The organism is Muricauda sp. MAR_2010_75 (assembly GCF_000745185.1).
Lineage (GTDB): Bacteria > Bacteroidota > Bacteroidia > Flavobacteriales > Flavobacteriaceae > Flagellimonas.
Genome location: NZ_JQNJ01000001.1, coordinates 2,805,476 through 2,828,478, shown reverse-complemented (window position 1 = coordinate 2,828,478; position 23,003 = coordinate 2,805,476). Strand labels below are relative to the sequence as shown.

Genomic DNA, 23,003 nt, shown 5'->3' with positions numbered 1-23,003 from the left:
GGCAAATTTACAAAATAGCCGTCAAAGCACTTGCCGTAAAAGCTCCCTGATTTCACTCAACATCATAGCTGTGGCGCCCCAGACCGTATAACCGTTTAATTTATAAGCAGGTACGTTTATACTTTTTGCATACGATGTGCTCAATAATTCTTCAATGAGATTGGCATCGTCCAAAAAATCCTTCACGTAGGCCTCCACTACCTGTTCCACTTCATCCTCTTGGGGTACAAAAGGTTGGGGGTTTGGATAAATTCCCATAAAGGGTTGAACCATAAAATTGCTTGGCGGTATATAGACCTCGCTCAATTCCCGTATCACTTGCACCGATGAGGGCGGTACGCCTACCTCTTCATGGGTCTCACGAAGCGCCGTATGCATTAAATCTTTATCCTGTTTTTCAACCTTCCCTCCGGGAAAACCAATCTGGTTGGAGTGCACTCCCTCATACGTTTTACGTAAAATGAGCAGCAATCGGGTCTGCATGTATACATCGGGGTAAAAAAGAGCCATTACCCCTGCTCTTTTAGGGTTTATTTTTTTGATATTGTTCTGCTTTAACCACTGTATCCGCTCTGCAGGCGACATTTTATAGTGGGATTCTTCTCCTGGAAGAGGGAGATTTTTTAATTTTAAAGCTATTTCACAAAATTCATCAAAATTCATGTTGTTAAGACCATCAGCTTTAACTACAAGTATACTACTAATTTTTTTCGTCTCCTGTGGAGAGGCACCAAAAAAGAAAACTGTTACCAAAGAAGAAACAGCTGTTAAAATAGATTCTGTACAACAAAAGGCCCCTGAAGATACATCCGAAGAGGAGGAGGAAGAGGATACATTTGTTTTGACCGAGGAAAATGCCATAGATTTCTTTTTTGATTATGCCAAAAAGCTCAAAAAAAATAGGGTAAAAATCACCACTACCATGGGCAGTTTCACCTTACAGTTATATGACGATGTGCCGTACCACAAAGCCAACTTTATCTATCTGGCACGAAAGAAGTATTTTGACAGCACCCAATTTCACCGTGTGGTGAAGGATTTTATTATCCAAGGTGGTAATTCAGATGACAGAAAAACCGCAAGAAAACGTGGTGATATTGGAAGATACCTGCTACCACCCGATGCCAAAAAGGGCTATAAACATCATAGGGGTACTATATCCATGCCCAGCAGTGAGCGGGACAATCCACACAAATTGGCCTCACCTTATGAGTTCTTTATTGTGGTCACCAATCCTGGTTCCTATCATTTAGATGGTTCCTATACTCCTTTTGGGCGTGTCATTGAAGGGATGGACGTAGTGGATGCCATAAACAATGTTCCCGTTGGAGATGGCGATTGGCCCCTAAAAAATGTTTACATTCTAACAGTTGAAGTGTTGTGAACCAATTAAAAAATACTATAATTTAGACAACCTATGGAATAACTCAAACTAATGATACAAACAACTCAACTCACTTACTCAGACAAACAACAATCCTACGAAGGCGTAATTGCCTATGACGACACCATTAAAGGCAAACGTCCCGTGGTTTTGATTGCCCACACTTGGGTAGGACAATCCGATTTTGAAGAAGACAAAGCCAAGGAATTGGCCAAATTGGGCTACTTGGCCTTTGCCATTGACGTTTTTGGACAAGGACGGCGGGCAAAAAATGCCGATGAGGCCGAAGCCTTGATGAACGAAATGTTGGAAGACCGACAAGAACTCTTGAACCGCTTACTTCTGGCAGTGGATACCATAAAAGAAAATGAAATGGCCGATACCAAAAAAATGGGGGCCATAGGCTTCTGTTTTGGTGGAAAATGTGTCCTGGATTTGGCACGCTCCGGAATCAACATGAAAGGTGCGGTCTGTTTCCACGGTATTTTTGACCCGCCAGGCATTGAACACGAAGGCGATATTAAGGCCAAAATTCTGGTGCTCCACGGTTGGGAAGACCCACTGGCGTTTCCAAAAGATATTGTTTCATTGGGCTATGAGCTTACCGAACGCAATGCCGTTTGGGAAATGGATGTTTTTGGAAATACAGGCCATGCCTTTACCAACCCAAAAGCCAATGACCCTGATGGAGGAATGCAATTTAACCCATTGGCCAATGATCGCTCGTGGCAACGGATGACCCACTTTTTTGAAGAGGTTTTTAAATAAAAAGTAGAACATTTTTGGGGTCACTACATTTTTAGGTTGACCCCAAAAATGATTTGTCGAAAACCGCCTGCAAAAACTCCGGACGTGGCTCGGTTTAATCTAGAGGCCCGGTACACTTGGTCGGTTATGTTTTTACCATTCACAAAGACCGTGGCGTCTATCTTTTTACCCATTTTAAAATCGTAATTGACAAAGGCATCCACTGTGGTGAACGATGGAAGTTGACCAATAGCGCCATCCGCTGACTCCGACTCAAAATTATGGAATTCGGTGAATTGCTCGCCAACATGGTGCACGTTAAAACCACTGGAAAGCCCCTTCCAATCATAATTGAGGCCTATGCTCATGTTTATTTTTGGAGTATAGGGTGCTTCTGCGTCCTTGATCCCCCCATCTCCAAAAGTGATGATACCTCGGGTGATATTGGGAAAATCTGCAGCATCGATGGTCTCATCGGTAAGTAAGGTTTCTCCTCCCCCATCATCCACATAAACTTCATAAGCATTTCTATTGGAATTTACTTTGGCGACGTACTCATTTTGAGTGGCCGCACCATGAATTACTTGTGAAAAGAGGTCTCTGTCCTCCAATCTGCCGTCTATTACCTTGGAATGCATATACGTTGCGTTTCCCAAGAGATGAATTTGGTGCTCCTCATTTTTGAACAATTCGGCATCAAACGCCAATTCCACACCTCGCACATTTACTTTGCCCAATTCTTGGAACACCTCGTTACGGCCTCCGGCATAAAAATTTCTGCTCGCATTATGGAAATAGGTCATCTGTCCATTGATACAATTGTTCAATAGGCTACCACGCCATCCCAATTCTTTGTTCCAACTCAGCTCAGGATCAATGTTGATGCTCTGTCCTTCCAACGGATTGGTCACAACACCATCTTGCTCCACCAGAAACCCAAATACTTTTGAAGGCGCAATCATACCTTGGTACACACTTCCAAAAATTTCTCCTCTACTCTTTTTGTAATTTATGGTGATTCCTGGTAAAAACTGATTGTAGACATTGGGCTCCCTTCCTTCTGAAGTACTTCCCAAATTAGGATCTTCTGCTAGGACCATAAGGTCCTGTCGGTACATATCTACATGCTCAAACCGTAAAATGGGGGTCACACCCAAATTTCCAAAGTTGAATTCATTACGGATATATCCATTAACGGACCATAATCGATACCATAAGTCTTTGGTGGTTGTTCCACTGCGGGCCCAACGGGAATTATCCGCCACCAAAAAGACATCTTTAAAGGTCTCCCGGTGCAAATTGAAACTGGCTTCCAGTTCGCTGGGCGCATCAAAAACTTCCCACATGGCCCTCATGGTTTCTTTTATTCCGGATACTTTGTAAATCCAACGGCTATCCGTTGTACTTTCAAGCCCGTTCATCACTCTACCAACAATCACATAATCTTCATCATTAAAAGTTCTACCGTCCAAGTACCTATATCGGTCATTGTAAATGGCATCCCCCACATAATCCTGTACGTCTGAAGCCCTAACTTTTGCGGTAACTTGCCTCCACCAGTCCCGTTCAAAATCCGAAGCATATAGTTTTGATGTGAAACTGAGTTTTTCATTGGGCAACCATTTATGGATGATATCCAGTCCATATCGCCGCATGGTAAACTGATCAGCATCCAAGGGATTTTGAGTAGGGTCGGTCTCAAAAGTAAAAGGCGTTTGCGAACTCAAAGAGGCTTGGTTATCCTCAAATTGGCCACTCACCTTAAAATAAAGGGATTGATTTTCGGATAATTGGGCAAATACCTTGGCATTAAGATTCAAGACTTCCACTGAGGAATTATCCGTAAACCCATCAAATTTTTTATAAACCCCTTCCACCAAGGCTCCCATATTGTTCCAAGTACCACCATAGGAGAACAGGCCAGAAGCATAATTGCGCTGCCCTCCAGTCAATTTCAACCGTAAAGTTGGTTTTTGGGGTGGCAAGGCCGTAATATAATTGACGGCTCCGTACATATTGTTGGGACCAAATCGTAATAAATCTGCTCCTTTGTAGACTTCAATTGAGGTGATTCGGTCACTGACGGGGTTGTAATATGCCCCAGGTGCAATGTATGGCGCTGGTGCCGATGGCGTTCCGTCTTCCATTAGTAGAACTTTCTTGGACCGTCTGCCCCAAGATCCCCTTATACTTATATTGGGCCTGTTGGACAAACCCATATCACCCACAATATTCACCCCCGGAATGGTTCGCAATACCTCCTCCGTGCTCAACGGATTTATATTTTGTAGCGTAACTGGATTGATTCTAAAATTACTTCCCTTAAACTCGGTCTTATAATTATGGGGCGAGGCACTAACGATGACCTCATCCAATGTAGTGTTGGCCCTAACAAGTTCAATTGTTCCTAAATTGGTAGTGGACGATGAAAAATCCAATGTTTTTTCCTCGTAACCCAAATACTTTATAGTGATTGCCCCTGCTTGTGAGCGTGGGATGATTTCAAAATGTCCAAAATCATCGGTTACAACTCCCAATTGTTCCTCTTGAATTATAATCTGTGCTCCAATCAAAGGTTGAAGATCGGTAGCACCAATTACCTTACCTGTGAGTTTGGTTTGGGAGAAAACCGAAAAACTGCATAAAATGGTTAATAAGAACAATACTTTGAGGTGGGGAAATCTTTTTTTCTTCATTATCCTTGATCGGGATGTTTTTGAGTAGTTCCATCATCTGCAGGACTGAACTTAAAGGTTCGCATAAATAATGGAAATTGTTGCTTAAAACTGATTTTAGTTTTGAATGAGAAGGCTCTCGAATCAACATTAAGCAATGAGAGCAATGCTGCGATAATAATCAGGTTCTTTATGATGTACTGCCCCAATAAGGTTAAATACAACGGTCCTTCATTAAATACTTGATCGGGGAAAAACATTAGGGGCGTAAATGTAAAAACGATATGCACCAAAGCGAACATTGTGACTGTTTTCCTTGCCACATTGAAGATCAAAAAGATGCCTATCCCTGTTTCCCAGAGTGCCAAAAGTATAATGGACACATTATCAGGAATCAATCCAAAGGTAAGGACATGTATGGTACTTTTGGCCAATCCTTCGGCCGGGCTGAGGTCTGGAAAAAACTTTAGCATTCCAAACCACAAATAGACCAAGCCTATGGAAATTGCCAAAAGGTTGTTTTTTGGGGTTTGTTTCAAAATATTTAAACGTATTAATTACTGAATTCGTTCATTAGTTCTGGGTCTACCTTTACCTTTTTGTTTGGGAAACGGAACGAAACCCCAACATTGATCAAGTAATCTGCAAAAGCCGCATCCCCAGCCCTTGGATTCCCAGTTGCTTCCTGTGTTTGTAAATCGGTAACACTTTGGGGACGCTCTCGTCGCACTGCAAAAGGTACATTCAAATTGAGTGAAAAGTTATCCTTCATAAAGGCAATTCCAGGGTCAATGGACAACACATTTCCCGGTCTTCTAAATCCTTCATTGCCCCCAATAAGATCCTTTACCGGAACACCTTCATATCTAGCTCCCAATGAGCCAGAAATGGTATTGGAAAAGCTTTGGCTTACTCCAGCCCTAATGGAATATTGATCGGGAACGGCCATAATGGCTTCATTCTGAAGAATTGGACTCAAGGTTTCCCGAAACGTTCGGGTACCATTGGTTTCTCTTGGATTGATCAAATAAAATCCACCTCCATAGGCAAACAATTTCTCGGCAATCTTTTGGTAGAATTGAAAATCCAACGTAACCCCAAAACCACCATCACCGGGCTGAATGCTCTGATCAACCGGTCTTACCTGGGGGCCACCCTCTGGACCTACATTGTAAAAAATATCGGATGCATTCCAATTACCCGTGGGCAATTTAAGGCCCAATCCCACTGCCAAGTTTCCGTTTTGGTGCTTTTCAAGGTCGAACAGCCAATAGCCAACCCCTACCCGAATATCAGCCAAGCCCCGGGAATAGGTAACATTTCTTTCTTCACGACCATGTTCGTACAAAGAAGATCGTGTATTGATAACGGTTGGAATGGTAATGCTGGTATACAACCTATCGGTTATGCCATAGGTGAGGAAAAAATCCCAAGAATGGGAATGGTTGATCACCTCTGAGCCATTGGCTACCCTATCCGGTTCTTCCTCAGTTCCCCTAAAGTGACGGAATGATCTAAAATACCGATAATTACTTCCTATTTGAATATCACCCGGGCCCAAAAGGTTACTTTCCAAGGTATTTCCCACACAGGATGAAAAATGACGGATTGCCACACAGCCTTGTGCGTTTGAGGTTTTAATTCCCAAAAAAGATGCTGCAATAAAAAGGAAAAGATAAAGTGTTCTTTGAGTTTTCATGTTAATTGATTGGTTGGTTGTCCGATAAAAAAAGCCGACCTAATGTAAGGACGGCCCTCTATCTTGAATGCGCTACTTATTATTTAAAACTAAACTTGAGGCCAAAGTAGGATGTTTAGCGAACAGCTGCGGCTAACAAAAGGGTAAAAAAGATTAATGAAAAGTTAATACGGCTAAGAAATGGTTAACCGGTTCATCTATCACACGCACCACCTAATCCTCTCTTAAATAACTAAAATGTATTATGCTTTTTCTTTGTAGATGTTGGGCAATCGTATCCCAAAAAGCACGGCCAATGTTCTCAGGGCAATAACCACCAAAATAGCGGCTATGTAGGCATAATCTTCCCTCATGGAGAGCCCTGTGAAGAGAAAATAACTTGCTCCACCCAAAATGCACGTAGTTGCGTAAATTTCCTTCCTACGGAAAATAATTGGAATTTCATTGCATAGCATATCCCGAATCACTCCACCAAAACAGGCGGTCATGGTGCCCAATGCTATACATACCACGGGCAACAGCTCGGCCTGCAACCCCTTCTCCACCCCTACCATGGTATACAAACCAATTCCGATGGTATCAAACAAAAACAATGAGCGTCTAAGATATTTGAGTTGGTTCACAAAAATGATGGCTAATACAACGGCTATGAAAATGGTGATCATATAGGTGATATCCATCATCCAAGCCACAGGTGTATTACCAATAAGAAGATCCCGCAGCGTTCCACCCCCAATAGCCGTCACAAAAGCAATAATGAGCACCCCAAACAAGTCCAGCCGCTTTTCCATGGCTACCAAAACTCCGGAAATGGCAAAGGCCACTGTCCCCAAAATATCTATGGTCTGATAGAGCATACCTACATTTTTTGGGTATAGTAATTATAATCTTTTAAAACCGTATCTATGAAAGGGACATCATAGAGTTTGGAATTGGTCTGAAGGATACTCTCGACCTTCACCCGAAGCGCCGTCAATGTCCTAAAATCCCCACTCTTTTTGGCGATATAAAAGGTTTCCTTGATCAATCGTACATCCTTGTCCGTCAACAAGGTCACATTGGTAAACTGCGGCACATACTCTTCATTGATTTCTTCCAAAATAGTATGCGAAACCTTGGTCTTTTTTTTGGTGCTGATGACCACCGTACCCGCAGCGGCATCGCCCACTCGTTGTCTTTTTTCAGAAAATAGGATGCTCAATATGCCAATGGAGCCCAAAAAAATCCAAATGTCCACCAGCCGAAGCATCCATCGCACCAACAAATTGCTCCAATGTACCGGTGTGCCATCCAACCGTACCACACGCATCTTCATCAACATCTTGCCCACGGTCTGTCCGTTGAAAAGGCTGTGCATCAAAAGCGAATAGAACATGGCTGGCAGAAAAATCAGGGCTACCAGTCCACGCTGGGTCCAAGCATCTTCATACACATACCCAATGGCATCACCTATGAGATTCACCAAGTAGGCATACATATAAAGAATGAATCCATCAATCAAAAATGCCACAATACGTTCACCAATGCTTACGATCTTATAATCTAAGTTGACATTTTGCGTTGTATTGATTTGGAGGTTACCCATATAACCGTAATTTTAACTGTACGAATTTCTACGTATGCGCGAGGCTGCCTTTGTGAAACAAAATAAGGAAAAATGGATTGCATTTGAAAAAGCAATCGCATTGGGTTCCCATACCGACCCCGATGCCCTTGTGGATGGCTACATCCAGCTCACAAACGATTTGGCCTATGCACAGACGTATTACGCAGAAAGCAAGACTTTATTGTATCTGAATTCTCTAGCCTCACAGGCGCATCAAAAAATATATAGGAACAAAAAAGAATCCGGAAACCGGATCGTTGAGTTTTGGGCACGGGAGTTTCCGCTTTTTTTCAAGCAATACCACAAGACACTGTTGGTGGCTTTCCTGATTTTTATGGTGGCCTCCGCTATTGGATGTATCTCCGCCCTTAACGACTCATCTTTTGTGCGTCTAATACTAGGTGATGCCTATGTAAATGAAACCTTGAACAATATTGCCATGGGTGAACCCACGGCCATTTACAAAAGTGGCAGTGAGGTGGGAACATTTTTGGGGATCACCATAAATAATATTCGAGTGGGGTTTCTGGCCTTTGCCTTTGGGGTAATTACCAGTATTGGAACAGCCTATATCCTGTTCAGCAATGGAGTGATGTTGGGCGCGTTCATCACCTTTTTTTATACCAAAGGGGTGTTTTTTGAGGCCAACCGACAAATTTGGCTGCATGGTACCATCGAAATTTCGGTGATCATTATTGCCGGATGTGCCGGACTTATTATGGGCAACAGTATCTTATTTCCCAAAACATTTTCAAGAAGGGTTTCCTTTATGAAAGGTGCAAAGGATGGGCTCAAAGTAGTAGTGAGCACCATTCCCTTTTTCATTATTGCCGGGTTTATCGAAGGATTCATTACCCGCTATGCCACCATGCCGGATTGGCTGGCCTTTTTAATCATTGGTGGGTCGCTTTGCCTTATAATTTACTATTATATCATATATCCAATCTTACTAAACCGGTCTTATGAAGGACAAGTACCTAGAACTTAGGATCAATCGCGATTTTGGCGATATTCTCACCGTTTACTTTGATTTTTTAAAGCAGAATATCAAAAAATTTACCAACGTTTTTCTCAGTTATAATGGGGTTTTCTTGATTGGACTTTTGATTACCAGTTATTTGTTGGTTTCGGGTTTTATAGGTTTAATATCTGAGAGTTCTAATTCCTATGGAATCGGCCTAGTTGAAAATAGCGAAGACACTTATTTAACCCTTTTAATAGCAGGAGGCATTCTTTTCGTTGTCATTTTTTTAATGGCCACGGGATTAAATTTCAGTCTCAGTACATCATATATCATAAAATATGTAGAACACAAGGGATTAAAGCTTGATAAAACTGAGATTTGGAACCATACTAAGAGTAAATTTGGAAATACAGTTGTTTTCATTCTACTCTTAATTCCAATTTACTTAGTCCTAGTTATATTTCTAGTAATTGTTTCTTTCATTCCTCTTTTGGGTAATTTAATTCAAATATTCATGACAGCATGGATAGGTGTTTCTTACGTATGCATGATTGATGAAAATAAAGGAGTAACCGAAGCTCTTGGAGAAGGCTGGAACTTGGTCAGTAAAAATTTTTGGAAGTCAATTGGGGCTAACTTCATTCTTTCTTTCTTAAACTTTCTATTGCTTTTTTTATGCATGCTAATCCCCATTATAATCTTATCAGTTTTCACATTTCATGTTGTAGCAAACAATGTTGACATCGGTGCTTCAATTACACCTAATATTATCTATACTGTGGGATTTTGTTTATTGATCATTTTATCCCTGTACGCCCAATGCCTTTCGCAGTTCATCAATGGAATCCTTTTCTATACATTGCATGAGAAAACCTATAACCTCAACACACGTAGTAAAATTGAACAAATAGGACAATCCGAGCAGTGATCCAACGTATTTCAGTCATATTTCTTTTGTTTTGGGCTTCATTATCCACTGCCCAAAACGATACCATTTCAATACCTATTGATGAAGGTTCCACTTTGACCGAACGCCAAATCGATGGGGACCTAAGCCAAAAATACACGGGTGAGGAATTCAATTATGATGTAAAAACCGGGGAATCTGCCAATCTATTGGCACGTTTCATCCGATGGATTTTGAACAGCCTCGGAGAGACTTTTGGTTTGGACATTTCCCCCCAAACATTGCTCATTCTGGAATATACCATCTATGTTCTCATGGGTACCCTTGTCATTTACTTGTTGGTGCGGGTGTTCATCAATGAAAAGTTCAACGCTATTTTTTCCAAAAAAGCGAAGTCTATTGTAGATATTGATTTAGCAGAACAGCATATTGAATCCATAGATTTGGATGCCTTGATGAACGATGCCGTAAAGAACAAAGATTACCGACTTGCGGTACGTTATCAGTTTCTCAAAATCCTGAAACTGCTTTCCCAAAATAATATCATCGATTGGCATTTCGAAAAAACCAATGTGGACTATGAACGTGAAATAAAAGAGGGGAGCCTCCAAACTGAATTCAAAAAGGCATCCTATCTCTACGAGAACATATGGTACGGTGAGCAACCCATTGATGAAAACGGGTATGCCAAAACCAGTTTACGCTTCACCAGTTTGAACAATTTAATACGGCAATGACCATGGACCGGAGATCTAAAATAGTCATTGCGCTTTTTGCCTTGGTTGTGGTGGTGATAATCATCACCGAAATAGCCCGCCCCAAACCCATTAATTGGAGACCCTCTTACACGGCAACGGATAAAATTCCCTTTGGTTGCTATGTGCTTTATAACGAATTGCCCACAATATTCCCTAACAATTCCATTGAAACCGTTGAAAAAAGTGTGTATGACCTTATGGCGGATCGGGATAGTACTGTTGCCTCCAACTATATTTTTATCAACGAATATATTGAGCTGGACGAACAGGAGACCAACCAACTTTTGAATTATGTGGATCAGGGAAACACCGTTTTTATTTCGGCAACAAATTTCGGATGGCCTTTGTTGGACACCTTAAATATTACCCTGGCTTCGGACTACAACCTAAAAGAAGGCACCGCCATCCTTAATTTGACCCATAATAGATTCAATGGCGAGGAATTTAAACTCTCTCGTGGAGTGTTCAACTCCCATTTTACCAGTGTCGACTCAACGAACACCACCATTTTGGGTCATATCACCTATACCAAGGAAAACTTTTTGGAAGAGCAGCCTGAAGTAACCGTTACCAAACCCAATTTCATCAAGACCCAATTTGGAAAAGGACATTTTATCATCAGTAGTACCCCACAGGCCTATTCCAATTTTTATATGCTCAAAGGAAATCAGGACTACGTGGCGCACACCTTTTCGTACCTACAGGACCATGGGCTCCTGTATTGGGACAATTATAAAAAAGCAGGGCGTATTATCATAAATTCACCCATGCGCTTTGTTTTGACGCAGGACGCCTTAAAATGGGCCTATTATCTGGGTGTTTTGGGCATTTTGTTGTTTGTCCTGTTCCGAGGGAAGCGGGAACAACGTATCATACCAGTGATAGAACCCTTAAAAAACTCTTCCGTGGAGTTTGCCCAAGCCGTTGGGTCTTTGTACCATCAAAACAAAGACCACACAGACTTAATCCATAAAAAATTGAACTACTTTTTGGCCTATTTACGGAATCGGTACCATATTGACACCTCCCAACTCGATGAAAAAACCATTCAAGTTTTGGCTTCCAGGGCAGGTAAAGACGTGGGAGAAATCAAAAATTTGATTGAATATATCCTTTCCCTAAAGAACAAAAGTACCCATACGGAACAGGACAGTATAGAATTCAATAAAAGAATAAACGCATTTAAGCAGTAACATATGGAAGAAAACGAACAACAGGAAGACGCTTTGCAATTCAACAGCCGGATTGAACTGACCCAACTGCAGGAGGCCGTTTCGCAAATTAAATCAGAATTGGGAAAAGTAATCATTGGTCAGCAAGATATGATCGAATTGCTCATCGTATCCATATTGGCCAACGGGCATTCGCTCATTGAAGGGGTTCCTGGAGTGGCCAAGACGGTGACCGCCAAATTATTGGCCAAAACCATGAACGTGGATTTTAGTCGAATCCAGTTCACCCCAGATTTAATGCCCAGTGATATTTTGGGAACATCGGTCTTTAATGTCAAAACCTCTGAGTTTGAGTTTAAAAAAGGCCCCCTGTTCTCCAATATCATTTTAATTGATGAGATCAACCGGGCGCCGGCAAAAACACAGGCCGCCCTATTTGAGGCCATGGCGGAGCGGCAAATTACCATGGATGGGACGGAGTATGCCATGCAACCACCCTTTTTGGTGTTTGCCACCCAAAACCCCATTGAGCAAGAAGGCACCTACCGCCTGCCCGAAGCCCAATTGGATCGTTTTCTGTTCAAAATCAATGTGAATTACCCCTCCTTGGAAGAGGAAATACGGATTTTGGAAAGCAAACACGAGCAGAAGACCAAAATTGAAGAAGAATTGATCAACAGCTTGCTTTCCGGCCAACAGATAGCAGACTATCAAAAGATCATCAAGGAAATCATTGTTGAAAAAAACCTGCTCAAATACATCGCCTCCATTGTGGACAACACCCGAACCAATGCCAATCTGTATTTAGGGGCGTCACCAAGGGCATCCATTGCCATCATGGATGCATCAAAGGCTTTGGCCGCCATAAGAGGTCGGGATTTTATTACCCCAGACGATATCAAAAAAGTGGCGGGCCCGGTTTTGGGACATAGGATTATGCTGACCCCGGAACGTGAAATGGAAGGATTGACCTCGCAACAAGTGGTCAATCAAATTGTAGACAGTATAGAAATTCCCAGATAATCCGTGAAGCGACTTTTTAGACCCATATATCTGCAAAAACGGTTTTTCATAGCCTTGACAGTCCTAATTTTGGGCTTTGTTGTCTCGTTTATGGTACCGGTCCTATATGGAGCTATTAAAGTGCTGTTCTTTGTTTTTGTTCTTTTCTTTACTGTTGATGCACTCCTATTGTTTGCTTCCAAGGGAAAAATTGAAGGCAAACGTGTATTGCCGGACAAACTTTCCAATGGTGATGACAATCCCATTCAATTGAAAGTGGCCAACACCTACCTTTTTCCCGTCATAGTGAAACTAATTGATGAGATTCCATTTCAATTTCAAAAACGGGATTTTGGCCTGACCAGCAAGATTTCCAGTGGCGGAAACAAAGTTTATAATTATCAATTACGCCCAACCGAACGGGGAGTATATTCTTTTGGTAGTTTAAATATTTTTGCGGTTTCACCCATTGGCCTTTTGGCCAAAAAATATTTGTTCGATCAAGCGCAGGAAGTACCTGTTTACCCATCCTTCCTACAATTGCAGAAATACGACCTGATTGCTTTCACCAATCGACTTCACGAGTATGGTCTCAAAAAAATCCGGAGGATTGGCCATACCATGGAGTTTGAACAAATCAAGGATTATGTTTTGGGGGACGACATCCGAAACATCAACTGGAAGGCCACGGCCAAACGAGGGCAACTTATGGTGAACCAGTACCAGGATGAAAAATCCCAACCAATCTATTCCGTAATAGACAAGGGCCGGGTTATGAAAATGCCCTTCAATGGGTTGAGTCTATTGGATTATGCTATCAATGCCACTTTGGTCATCAGCAACATCGCCCTCAAAAAACAGGATAAGGCGGGAATGTTCTCCTTTAGCAATAAAATTGAAAATCGGGTGGTGGCCGAGCGGAGAAGCGCCCAAATGAATCTTATTCTGGAGACCCTTTACAATCTGGACACCAATTTTATTGAAAGTGATTTCAGCAGGCTTTATATTGATGTAAAACGGAACCTCAACCAACGGAGTTTGTTGTTGCTGTACACCAATTTTGAAACCTTGGATGCGCTCCATCGGCAGCTCCCCTATTTGGTGGCCATGGCCAAGCAGCATTTGTTGGTGGTCATATTTTTTGAAAATACCGAGCTCAATGAATTTGCGAATCAAAAAGCCAATACAGTACACCAAATCTTTGAACAAACCATAGCGGAAAAGTTCATTTATGAAAAAAGGCTCATTGTAAACGAGTTACGGAAACATGGTATACAGACCATCTTGACCAAACCTGAGGATTTGACCATCAATACCATCAACAAATATTTGGAAATAAAGGCGAGAGGGCTTATTTAATCTTGAAGAAAGCCATAGGAAAGGCCCAATGAATGCAACGACAGGGGTACGGTTTCCAACACCAAGGCCTCGGTGCTCTCTTTCAATTGGAAATTAAAATCATTTTCGCCGTTCTTGGTATAGTTGCCCCGAAGTCTTTTTTTATCCTTTTTTTTGGAAAAGATATCAATAGTAACTCCAACCGTAACACCTCCAAGAACAGTGGCAGCCAGATCATCGTTGTCCCATTGGTTTCCATCTTGGCCAGAGTCGATAGCTTCTTTAGCAACTCCAGCCACTGCACTCCCTGCCACAGAACCTAAAAAGGTCCAGACTCTATTACCTTCCGAGGCTTGCTTGGCAATTCCTGCTCCAGCAAGACCAAAGAGATTCCCGCCCAAAAAATGGAGTGCTTTGTCCCGTTCTACCTGACCGTAGCCATGCAGAGCGAGCACAAAAAAGAGTAGTGTGGGGATTAGTGTTCTCATTGCGCAGGCTAAATGTATGAAAACTTATTGAGTAATTCCCCTATTTTTAAAGGCCCTGCACCTCTTTTTTGGCCAAATTGAACTCTTGCACGAGATTTTGGACAATCTCCGCAGCTGGTTTAATATCATGGATCAACCCCGAAACCTGTCCAATTTCGAGTTCTCCTTCTTCCATATCGCCTTCAAACATGCCTTTTTTGGCCCGTGCCCTACCCAACAAGGTTTTCAACTCCTCAACAGATGCGCCTTTGGCATACGCCTCTTGCACATCTTGATAGAATTTGTTTTTGAGGAGTCGTACCGGTGCCAATTCCTTGAGGGTGAGATGGGTGTCTCCTTCCTTTGCATTTACCACCCATTGTTTAAAGAGCTCATGGGAGGATGCTTCTGGACTGGCCACAAACCGGCTCCCCACCTGAACACCATCGGCACCAAGCACCATGGCCGCCAACATAGCCCTACCCGTGGCAATTCCCCCTGCCGCTATCAATGGAATATTGATTTTCTCTTTTACTGATGGGATAAGCACCATAGTCGTGGTCTCATCCCTTCCATTATGCCCACCCGCTTCAAAACCTTCAGCCACAATGGCATCCACTCCAGCTTCGTGGGCTTTCAACGCAAACTTTACACTGCTCACTACATGAACCACGGTGATGCCCTTTTCTTTAAGAAAAGGGGTCCAGGTTTTAGGGTTTCCTGCCGACGTGAACACAATCTTGACCTTTTGGTCGACAATAATCTGCATCAACCGGTCAATATCTGGATATAGCATGGGAACGTTCACCCCAAAAGGTTTATCCGTGGCTTTTTTACATTTTTCAATGTGTTCTTCAAGGACTTCAGGGTACATACTACCTGCACCCAATAATCCCAATCCGCCCGCATTGGAAACAGCCGACGCCAAACGCCAACCACTGGCCCAGACCATTCCAGCTTGAATGATGGGGTATTCTATTCCAAAAAGTCGCGTGATTCTGTTGTGCACTTGAGTTAGGCAGTTTCCTTTATGGTTTAATATACTTGAAAAAGTAACAAAAAGAAAATAGTAATAAATTTTACAAGGCTAAAACATAGCTTCAAATTCTTCCTGTTTCTTTATCAGTTCAATTACCTCATCTTTATTTTTATCCAGCAGAATGGTACTGTAGTTCAAAAAGTTCTTCGGGAAACTTTCTTTTTATAAGGCTTAATATTTCATTTTGCCAATATAGATGTTCCAAATCCTCAATCTTAAGTTTAGAGTAACGTTTCCTTGATTTTGGATACTTTGCCCAAGAACCTTTATAATCGTTATAAAGTTGGTAAGCAATTAAATTTGAAACATCCCTTAAAACATTAATAGGTATTCTTCCATTTGAACGAATGTTAAAATAAGAATAGATTTTATTTTTAAATCGCTTTTGGGATTCAACTCCATATATTCCAAAAAACTGACAGAAATTCATAACAACTACGAAATTACCCCAGACCCCACCAGTTCATCCTCTATGTACCAGGCCACAAACTGCCCTTCGGTGATGGCGGATTGCTTTTCCTTGAAGTCCACATAAAGTCCATTCTCTATTTTATAGAGCGTTGCGGGCTGCAAGGGTTGTCTATATCTAATTCGTGCCATAACTTCAAGGGTTCCATCTACTTGTAAGGCCAAATCAGGACGTACCCAATGCAACTCATCCTCATTCACAAAAAGGGTATGGCGGTACAATCCGGGATGCAATTTCCCCTGTCCGGTGTAGATAATGTTTTTCTCCACATCGGTATCAATAACGAACAAAGGTTCCTTGGTGCCCCCCACATTGAGTCCCTTACGCTGACCAATGGTAAAATAATGAGCACCTTGATGTTCGCCCACCACTTTTCCATCAGCTTCTGAATACAGCGGTTTTTCCGCATTGAAAGCCAATTCTTCCCGTTTATTCTGAAAAGCGGGAACCGTAACCGAAAATTGTGAGGCATCCGTTGGCACTTCCACAATGACCCCTTTTTTGGGACTCAACTTTTGCTGCAAAAATTCAGGCAAGTGAACTTTGCCCACAAAACAAAGTCCTTGGGAATCCTTTTTATCCGCTGTGATCAAATCATTTTCGGCAGCAATCTTTCGTACCTCGGGCTTGGTCAACCCACCAATAGGAAACAGCGCTTTTGAAAGCTGCTCTTGTGATAATTGACACAGAAAATAGGATTGGTCCTTGTTTTTGTCCACCCCGGCCAAAAGTTGGTAGGTTTCGGTACCATCTGCATTTTTGATGGTTCCCTTTCGGCAATAATGACCGGTGGCCACATAATCTGCACCTAATTGTAGGGCAATTTTTAGGAACACATCAAATTTTATCTCACGATTGCAGAGTACATCGGGGTTGGGCGTTCTTCCTTTTTCATATTCACTGAACATATAGTCCACAATGCGCTCTTTGTATTCAGCGCTCAAATCCACAGTTTGGAAGGGAATTCCGAGCTTTTCGGCCACAATCAGGGCGTCATTGCTATCCTCTACCCAGGGGCATTCTTCGGAAATAATTACGGAATCATCCACCCAATTCTTCATGAAAAGGCCAATCACCTCGTACCCCTGCTCTTTTAAAAGATAGGCGGTAACGCTTGAATCCACACCTCCAGAAAGTCCTACAACAACCTTTTTCATTGTTCCTGATTATGGGCACAAAAATACAAAATAGTCTTCAGTGATGGTATGCAGTCCATAGTTTAGGCTCTGCCTTACAGCGTTGGGTAAATATCTAAAAAGGTGTTTTGAAAAGTTTTTGCAGCCCTTTTATCGATAGGAATTACCGTTCATCGATGTCACATCAAAAGAGGTTCATTTACCATACAAAAACCCCTGCTTTGACAACTATTAATTTTTTTACCAACCATAATGCCGCATCTTTGAAGTCCCAAATCTTTCCAAACTATACCTACAATTGGAAAACTCCCCCAAGAAAACTTGAGGGAGTTTTTTGTTTTAAGCAACCTTAAAAAGTTTCTGTTATCGCTTACCGATTTTCTTCTGCTCTTCGGCCTGTTCCATCATTTCGCGCATCTTACGTTGGAACTTGTTCTCCTTTTTCGGTTTTTTCTTGTTTTCTTGGATTTGGGCATGAATTTTATCCTCATCCAAAATGTAGTTCTTTATGGCCAACATGATGAAGATGGTAATGAGGTTGGAAACAAAGTAATACAAACTCAAACCACTCGCATAGTTGTTAAAGAAGAACAACATCATTATGGGCGATAGGTACATGATGAACTTCATGTTGGGCATACCGGGCTGTTGTTGCATCTGCATGCTCTGTCCCGTGGTCATCATCATGTAAAAGAAGATGGCCACCGATGCCAAAATTGGGAACAAACTCACATGGTCCCCATAAAAAGGAATCGTAAAGGGAAGTTCAAAAATGGTATCGTACGAAGATAGATCTTCCGCCCACAAAAAGGATTTTTGTCGTAATGAGAACGAGGTTGGGAAGAACATGAAAAGCGCATAGAAAATTGGCAACTGCAACAAGGCCGGGATACAACCGCTCATGGGACTCACCCCTGCTTTGTTGTACAGCTTCATGGTCTCCTGCTGCTTTTTCATGGCATTGTCCTTGTATTTCTCGTTGATTTCTGTAATCTCAGGCTTCAATACCTTCATCTTGGCCTGTGAGAGATACGACTTGTATGTCACCGGAGATAGCACCAAACGCACAATAATGGTCATCACAATAATGGCGATACCGAACGGCAGGAACGAGCTTAAAAATCCAAAGAACGGAGTGAATACATAACGGTTGATCCATCCGAAGATGCCCCATCCAAAAGGGATGGATTCCACAATGCCCAAATCTTTGTAATCATCCAATACCTTAACATCGGTTGGGCCATAATACCAATGCATATTTTGGGAAAGCTCCCCGCCTTGAAGCTCCAAGGGAGCCTTGGTGCTATATGCTTTGGTGAACAAGACATCCTTGCTCTCTTCTTCCACTAAATTCTTGGAGCTCAATTGAGCTGTTTTAAAGTGGTCATCTGTTGCGAGAATAGTGCTAAAAAAGTGCTGACGGTACGACAACCATTTTACATCTTCCTCGGTCTCTTCATCCAAATCACTTCCTTCTGACAGCTTACTGATTTTATCATCTTCGTGGTTGTACGTCAAACGGGTATACCTATTTTCATACTGAACACTTTGATCCTGACGAATGGCCTTGAGGTCCCAGGTCAACTCAATAGGTCGGGTACTATTGATAACGCCATTCAATCCTTGGGAGCGAATCGTAAAATCCACCAAATAATCATTCGGTTTCATTTCGTAGCGGTACTCCAAAAACTGGTTATTGGCCACTCTGGCCTTCAGTGAAAGCACCTGATTGTCACCATTTTTGGTCAATGATGGCTCAAAATACAGATCAGCTGTACTGAGGACCCTATTATCATTGGTCGAGAAATTTATAGCAAAGTTGGCATTGCCATCCTTCACCAAATAGACTGGAACGGAATCATGGGTGACATAATCCTTCATTTTGGCCTCCACAATTTGTCCGCCTTTGTTGGAAACCTCCAAATACAGTACCTCATTCTCCAATTTGGTGGTTCCATCGGAAGCTTGGGTAAAACCAAAGGCCCCAACGGCACTTTTGTAATCGGCCACTGCTGTGGAATCCTGTAAGTTAATGGGTTGTGATTGGTTTATTGGAGCGGTCTCGACTTCTTTTTCAGCTTCCTTAGCCGCAGCCTCAACTTGTTCTTGTTCTGCTTTTTGCGCCTCCAACTCTTCTGGGGTGGGCTGATTTTGGTAAAACATAAAGATGAGTATCCCAAAAATCAGTACAAATCCAATAATGGAATTGATATCCAGCTTCTTCTCTTCCATGAAAATTATTTAGTAGAAATCTTTTATCGGTATTTCAGGTGGCAAATATATGTCCAAAACCGCAGTTTATGCCAAACTGGCATTCTTTTGTTGCTGTTTCTGCACCAAAACTGCTTTTACAAACCCCACAAACAAAGGATGTGGACTGGCCACGGTACTTCTATATTCTGGGTGGTATTGCACACCAATGAACCACGGATGGGATGGAATCTCAATCACTTCCACCAATCCAGTCTTTGGGTTAAACCCTGTGGGAACCAACCCAGCTTCTTCCATTTTCTGCTTGTATTCATTGTTGAATTCAAAACGGTGACGGTGGCGCTCTGCAATATCTGTAGCTCCATAAACTTTTTGCACCAAACTGCCTTCACTTAAATGACAGTCCCAAGCACCTAAACGCATGGTACCTCCCATATCGGTGATGGATTTTTGTTCTTCCATCAAACTAATCACAGGATGGGGAGTGTCTTTGTCCATTTCGGTGGAATTGGCACCCTCCAAGCCCAAAACATTTCGGGCAAATTCAATTACAGCCATTTGCATTCCCAGACAAATCCCCAAAAATGGAATATCGTTCTCACGGGCATATTGAACGGCCTTTACCTTGCCTTCAATGCCACGTTCCCCAAAACCCGGGGCCACCAAAATTCCGTCCAAGCCCATCAATTTCTTATCGATATTCTTGGGAGTAAGGTGCTCCGAATGAATGGAACGTACCTCTACTTCAACTTCATTGGCCGCTCCGGCATGGATAAAGGATTCTTGTATGGATTTATAGGAATCTGGAAGTTCCACATATTTTCCAATCAAGCCAATGGTGACTTTGTTCTTTGGATTTTTGTGTTGTTTTAAAAACTCTTTCCATTGGTCCAAATTGGGCTCGGTATCATTGGGAAGAGCTAACTTTTCCAAGGCAACGGTGTCCAGACCTTCTTCTTGCATTAAAATCGGCACATCATATATTGTGGAAGCATCAATGGATTGGATGACGGCCTCTTTCTTCACATTACAAAACAGGGCCAGCTTTTCCTTGATATCATCCGAAATTTCATGTTCGGTACGGCAGACCAAAATATCGGCCTTTATACCACTTTCCATCAATGTTTTCACAGAGTGCTGGGTAGGTTTGGTCTTCAACTCGCCTGCAGCGGATAAAAACGGAACCAAAGTAAGGTGTATCACAATACCGTTGTGTTCGCCCAATTCCCAAAGCAATTGACGAACGGATTCAATATACGGTAGTGACTCAATGTCACCCACAGTACCGCCAATTTCGGTGATAACGATGTCATATTCACCACTTTTTCCCAAATTTTGGATGCGCTCCTTGATTTCGTTGGTAATATGGGGCACCACCTGAACGGTTTTCCCCAAAAACTCACCACGACGTTCCTTTTCAATAACACTTTGGTAAATTCTACCCGTGGTCACATTATTGGCCTGTGAGGTACGAACGTTTAAAAAACGCTCATAGTGACCCAAATCCAAATCGGTTTCGGCACCGTCATCGGTCACATAACACTCGCCATGTTCGTATGGATTCAGCGTTCCGGGATCAACATTGATGTAGGGATCTAATTTTTGTATGGTGGTGCGGTAACCCCTGGCTTGCAGCAGTTTAGCCAAGGATGCGGCGATGATTCCTTTCCCCAATGACGAGGTTACGCCTCCCGTAACGAAAATGTACTTGGTCTGTGACATATTGATCTCTCTATTACGGGGCGTAAAGTTACTAATTGCCGCGCAAAAATTAGGAGGATTCTCTTGGAAATTCTTTTTGAAGTTTTCTTATAAGCGGTTCCAGACCTTCATCTTTAATGGTAAGCATGGTGTTCAGGTAGTTGCCGAGTTTCCCCTCGGGAAAACCTTTTTGCCTAAACCAGACCAGATACGGCATGGGCAAATCCACCAAATAACGCCCTTTATATTTGCCAAAAGGCATTTTATAATGTGCCAGTTCCAAAAGTTGTTTCGAGTTGGGTTGCATTTCCATTTGTAGGTCTAAAGTACTATCTTTCGGGGAACAATCTATTCCCAAAATGAAACGAAGAAATTTTATTGCCACGGCTGCTGCGGGTTCCGCCGGTTTGGCATCGGTATCTGGCTTTGCACAGGACAAAGAAGTACATAAAGAGTTTAAACTGAAAAACAACATCAACCACAGTGTGTGCGAATGGTGTTTTAACGATATTCCCTTTGAGGAGTTTTTGCAGACCTTGAACGAATTGGGCGTAAAGTCCATTGACCTAGTGGGACCAGATAGATGGCACATCTTAAAAAAATATGACATTCATTGCTCCATGTGCAATGGGGCAGAAATCAATTTGGAAGATGGATGGAACAACCCCAAGTTCCATGAGCAACTTATCAAGAATTACACAGAAATCATTCCGAAAGTAGCGGAAGCAGGGTATACCAACCTGATTTGCTTTAGTGGCAACCGTAGGGGCATGAACGATTATGTGGGATTGCAAAACTGTGTGGACGGGCTTTCCAAGATCATGCCTTTGGCCGAAAAACACGGGGTGGTCATTCAAATGGAGCTTTTTAACCAGCAAAACCACCCCGATTATATGTGCGACAGCTCGCTTTGGGGCGTGGAGCTTTGCAAGCATTTGGGCAGCGAAAACTTTAAATTGTTGTTTGATATCTACCACATGCAGATTCAGGAAGGGGACATTATTCGAAGTATACAGAACTACCACCCCTATTTTGGACATTACCATACCGCAGGGGTTCCGGGCCGACATGAGATTGACGAAACCCAAGAACTGTACTATCCTGCCATTATGAAAGCTATTTTAGACACGGGCTTTACCGGACATGTGGCCCAAGAGTTTATTGTGACCTGGGATGATAAGATTGCTGCCTTAAAAGATGGGTTTATGCGGTGTGATGTTTAAATGTAGCCAGTATGATACTACTGATCGTTAAAGTAAAGAGCGCCTTATCTGAAGAAGAGCTGTTGCGAAGAGCCAAGGAGCGTGAACCCCAGTTCAAGGCTTTTCCTGGGCTTGTGCAAAAATATTACGTAAAACGAGGTGAGGGATTATACAGTGGCATCTATATTTGGGAATCTGGGGAAGCGTTGATGGCCTATAAGGAATCTGATTTGGCCAAAAGCATACCCCGCCTATGAAATGTCAGAGCCGCCTGAAATTGAGGTGATGGATTTGCTGTTTCAGTTGAGGGAGTGATTTTATGAAAATACCACTTAAAATTCTACTTAGCGTTCCATCAATTTTATCAGTCCTTGTTGTTCTCTACAATTTCTTTTCTGATCTAGGAGGAGAAGAATATGAAATGCTTTTTAATTTTATGATAGCTCTTCAAGTTGTCTATTTAATTACACTGGTCTACATATTGATGACATTATGGAAAGATTCATCAAAAACAAAGTCAACTAAA

The 23,003-nt window shown here is 42.2% G+C and carries 22 protein-coding genes; 10 read left to right on the top strand and 12 right to left on the bottom strand.

Annotated features, from left to right (window positions below):
* Positions 1–21: 21 nt before the first annotated feature.
* Positions 22–663, bottom strand: a complete 642-nt coding sequence (locus tag FG28_RS12720) for a CoA pyrophosphatase (RefSeq protein WP_036383379.1) — start codon at positions 661–663, stop codon at positions 22–24.
* Here FG28_RS12720 and FG28_RS12715 point away from each other — a divergent pair.
* Together FG28_RS12715 and FG28_RS12710 are read left to right on the top strand one after the other, a co-directional pair.
* Positions 662–1,384, top strand: a complete 723-nt coding sequence (locus tag FG28_RS12715) for a peptidylprolyl isomerase (RefSeq protein WP_036383377.1) — start codon at positions 662–664, stop codon at positions 1,382–1,384. The genes FG28_RS12720 and FG28_RS12715 overlap by 2 nt on opposite strands.
* Positions 1,385–1,435: 51 nt before the next feature.
* Positions 1,436–2,152, top strand: coding sequence for a dienelactone hydrolase family protein (locus FG28_RS12710; RefSeq protein WP_036383375.1), 717 nt, complete (start codon positions 1,436–1,438; stop codon positions 2,150–2,152).
* 23 nt (positions 2,153–2,175) lie between these two features.
* Here the strand turns inward: FG28_RS12710 and FG28_RS12705 are convergent, their stop codons facing one another.
* From FG28_RS12705 to FG28_RS12685, 5 genes are all read right to left on the bottom strand, one after another.
* Positions 2,176–4,827, bottom strand: coding sequence for a carboxypeptidase-like regulatory domain-containing protein (locus FG28_RS12705; RefSeq protein ID WP_036383373.1), 2,652 nt, complete (start codon positions 4,825–4,827; stop codon positions 2,176–2,178).
* Positions 4,827–5,318 (bottom strand): DoxX family protein, encoded by a 492-nt coding sequence (locus FG28_RS12700; RefSeq protein WP_197062596.1) that lies wholly within the window; start codon positions 5,316–5,318, stop codon positions 4,827–4,829. Before FG28_RS12700 ends, FG28_RS12705 begins: the two co-directional genes overlap by 1 nt.
* Before the next feature lie 41 nt (positions 5,319–5,359).
* On the bottom strand, positions 5,360–6,505 hold the full coding sequence (locus tag FG28_RS12695; protein ID WP_036383371.1) for a phenol degradation protein: 1,146 nt from the start codon (positions 6,503–6,505) through the stop codon (positions 5,360–5,362).
* Positions 6,506–6,747: 242 nt separating this feature from the next.
* Complete coding sequence (locus FG28_RS12690; RefSeq protein ID WP_036383369.1) at positions 6,748–7,362, bottom strand: trimeric intracellular cation channel family protein; 615 nt, start codon at positions 7,360–7,362, stop codon at positions 6,748–6,750.
* Between the two features lie 2 nt (positions 7,363–7,364).
* The gene (locus FG28_RS12685) at positions 7,365–8,090 is read right to left on the bottom strand and encodes an RDD family protein (protein ID WP_036383367.1); all 726 of its coding nucleotides are present in this window, start codon (positions 8,088–8,090) and stop codon (positions 7,365–7,367) included.
* 34 nt (positions 8,091–8,124) lie between these two features.
* Between FG28_RS12685 and FG28_RS12680 the strand changes: the two genes are divergently transcribed.
* From FG28_RS12680 to FG28_RS12655, 6 genes are read left to right on the top strand one after another with little or no spacing between them, the layout of a single operon-like run.
* On the top strand, positions 8,125–9,099 hold the full coding sequence (locus FG28_RS12680) for a stage II sporulation protein M (protein ID WP_036383365.1): 975 nt from the start codon (positions 8,125–8,127) through the stop codon (positions 9,097–9,099).
* Positions 9,074–10,003, top strand: coding sequence for a hypothetical protein (locus FG28_RS12675; RefSeq protein ID WP_036383363.1), 930 nt, complete (start codon positions 9,074–9,076; stop codon positions 10,001–10,003). The genes FG28_RS12680 and FG28_RS12675 overlap by 26 nt, the downstream gene beginning before the upstream one ends.
* A complete protein-coding gene (locus tag FG28_RS20175; RefSeq protein ID WP_051947298.1) occupies positions 10,000–10,719 on the top strand; it encodes a DUF4129 domain-containing protein in 720 nt (239 codons plus the stop codon). The genes FG28_RS12675 and FG28_RS20175 overlap by 4 nt, the downstream gene beginning before the upstream one ends.
* A 2-nt stretch (positions 10,720–10,721) precedes the next feature.
* Positions 10,722–11,933 carry a DUF4350 domain-containing protein gene (locus tag FG28_RS12665; protein WP_197062595.1) on the top strand — a complete coding sequence of 404 codons (1,212 nt, stop codon included), beginning with the start codon at positions 10,722–10,724 and terminating at the stop codon, positions 11,931–11,933.
* 3 nt (positions 11,934–11,936) lie between these two features.
* Entirely contained in the window at positions 11,937–12,935 is a 999-nt protein-coding gene (locus tag FG28_RS12660) for a MoxR family ATPase (protein WP_036383359.1), read from the top strand.
* Between the two features lie 54 nt (positions 12,936–12,989).
* Positions 12,990–14,273, top strand: coding sequence for a DUF58 domain-containing protein (locus FG28_RS12655; RefSeq protein ID WP_394297362.1), 1,284 nt, complete (start codon positions 12,990–12,992; stop codon positions 14,271–14,273).
* Here the strand turns inward: FG28_RS12655 and FG28_RS12650 are convergent.
* The 6 genes from FG28_RS12650 to FG28_RS12620 all read right to left on the bottom strand — a co-directional run bounded on the left by FG28_RS12650 (position 14,270) and on the right by FG28_RS12620 (position 21,588).
* A complete protein-coding gene (locus tag FG28_RS12650) occupies positions 14,270–14,740 on the bottom strand; it encodes a hypothetical protein (protein WP_197062594.1) in 471 nt (156 codons plus the stop codon). The two genes, FG28_RS12655 and FG28_RS12650, sit on opposite strands and share 4 nt — an antisense overlap.
* Positions 14,741–14,786: 46 nt before the next feature.
* Positions 14,787–15,728, bottom strand: coding sequence for a nitronate monooxygenase family protein (locus FG28_RS12645; RefSeq protein ID WP_036383357.1), 942 nt, complete (start codon positions 15,726–15,728; stop codon positions 14,787–14,789).
* A 465-nt stretch (positions 15,729–16,193) separates the two neighbouring features.
* Positions 16,194–17,384 carry a tRNA 2-thiouridine(34) synthase MnmA gene (gene mnmA / locus FG28_RS12635; RefSeq protein ID WP_036383353.1) on the bottom strand — a complete coding sequence of 397 codons (1,191 nt, stop codon included), beginning with the start codon at positions 17,382–17,384 and terminating at the stop codon, positions 16,194–16,196.
* Positions 17,385–17,726: 342 nt separating this feature from the next.
* A complete protein-coding gene (yidC, locus tag FG28_RS12630; protein ID WP_036383351.1) occupies positions 17,727–19,595 on the bottom strand; it encodes a membrane protein insertase YidC in 1,869 nt (622 codons plus the stop codon).
* Between the two features lie 66 nt (positions 19,596–19,661).
* Positions 19,662–21,296, bottom strand: a complete 1,635-nt coding sequence (locus tag FG28_RS12625) for a CTP synthase (protein ID WP_036383349.1) — start codon at positions 21,294–21,296, stop codon at positions 19,662–19,664.
* 49 nt (positions 21,297–21,345) lie between these two features.
* Complete coding sequence (locus tag FG28_RS12620) at positions 21,346–21,588, bottom strand: DUF3820 family protein (RefSeq protein WP_036383347.1); 243 nt, start codon at positions 21,586–21,588, stop codon at positions 21,346–21,348.
* Positions 21,589–21,634: 46 nt separating this feature from the next.
* Here FG28_RS12620 and FG28_RS12615 point away from each other — a divergent pair, with 46 nt between their 5' ends.
* Positions 21,635–22,498, top strand: a complete 864-nt coding sequence (locus FG28_RS12615; RefSeq protein ID WP_036383345.1) for a hydroxypyruvate isomerase family protein — start codon at positions 21,635–21,637, stop codon at positions 22,496–22,498.
* Positions 22,499–22,509: 11 nt separating this feature from the next.
* On the top strand, positions 22,510–22,734 hold the full coding sequence (locus FG28_RS12610; RefSeq protein WP_036383343.1) for a hypothetical protein: 225 nt from the start codon (positions 22,510–22,512) through the stop codon (positions 22,732–22,734).
* The last annotated feature ends 269 nt before the right edge of the window (positions 22,735–23,003 follow it).

Coding starts and splice junctions, on each gene's coding strand:
- FG28_RS12715 (WP_036383377.1), top strand. CDS start 662: ATGTTGTTAAGACCATCAGCTTTAACTACAAGTATACTACTAATTTTT.
- FG28_RS12720 (WP_036383379.1), bottom strand. CDS start 663: ATGAATTTTGATGAATTTTGTGAAATAGCTTTAAAATTAAAAAATCTC.
- FG28_RS12710 (WP_036383375.1), top strand. CDS start 1,436: ATGATACAAACAACTCAACTCACTTACTCAGACAAACAACAATCCTAC.
- FG28_RS12705 (WP_036383373.1), bottom strand. CDS start 4,827: ATGAAGAAAAAAAGATTTCCCCACCTCAAAGTATTGTTCTTATTAACC.
- FG28_RS12695 (WP_036383371.1), bottom strand. CDS start 6,505: ATGAAAACTCAAAGAACACTTTATCTTTTCCTTTTTATTGCAGCATCT.
- FG28_RS12690 (WP_036383369.1), bottom strand. CDS start 7,362: ATGCTCTATCAGACCATAGATATTTTGGGGACAGTGGCCTTTGCCATT.
- FG28_RS12685 (WP_036383367.1), bottom strand. CDS start 8,090: ATGGGTAACCTCCAAATCAATACAACGCAAAATGTCAACTTAGATTAT.
- FG28_RS12680 (WP_036383365.1), top strand. CDS start 8,125: ATGCGCGAGGCTGCCTTTGTGAAACAAAATAAGGAAAAATGGATTGCA.
- FG28_RS12675 (WP_036383363.1), top strand. CDS start 9,074: ATGAAGGACAAGTACCTAGAACTTAGGATCAATCGCGATTTTGGCGAT.
- FG28_RS12665 (WP_197062595.1), top strand. CDS start 10,722: ATGGACCGGAGATCTAAAATAGTCATTGCGCTTTTTGCCTTGGTTGTG.
- FG28_RS12660 (WP_036383359.1), top strand. CDS start 11,937: ATGGAAGAAAACGAACAACAGGAAGACGCTTTGCAATTCAACAGCCGG.
- FG28_RS12650 (WP_197062594.1), bottom strand. CDS start 14,740: ATGAGAACACTAATCCCCACACTACTCTTTTTTGTGCTCGCTCTGCAT.
- mnmA (WP_036383353.1), bottom strand. CDS start 17,384: ATGAAAAAGGTTGTTGTAGGACTTTCTGGAGGTGTGGATTCAAGCGTT.
- yidC (WP_036383351.1), bottom strand. CDS start 19,595: ATGGAAGAGAAGAAGCTGGATATCAATTCCATTATTGGATTTGTACTG.
- FG28_RS12625 (WP_036383349.1), bottom strand. CDS start 21,296: ATGTCACAGACCAAGTACATTTTCGTTACGGGAGGCGTAACCTCGTCA.
- FG28_RS12620 (WP_036383347.1), bottom strand. CDS start 21,588: ATGGAAATGCAACCCAACTCGAAACAACTTTTGGAACTGGCACATTAT.
- FG28_RS12615 (WP_036383345.1), top strand. CDS start 21,635: ATGAAACGAAGAAATTTTATTGCCACGGCTGCTGCGGGTTCCGCCGGT.
- FG28_RS12610 (WP_036383343.1), top strand. CDS start 22,510: ATGATACTACTGATCGTTAAAGTAAAGAGCGCCTTATCTGAAGAAGAG.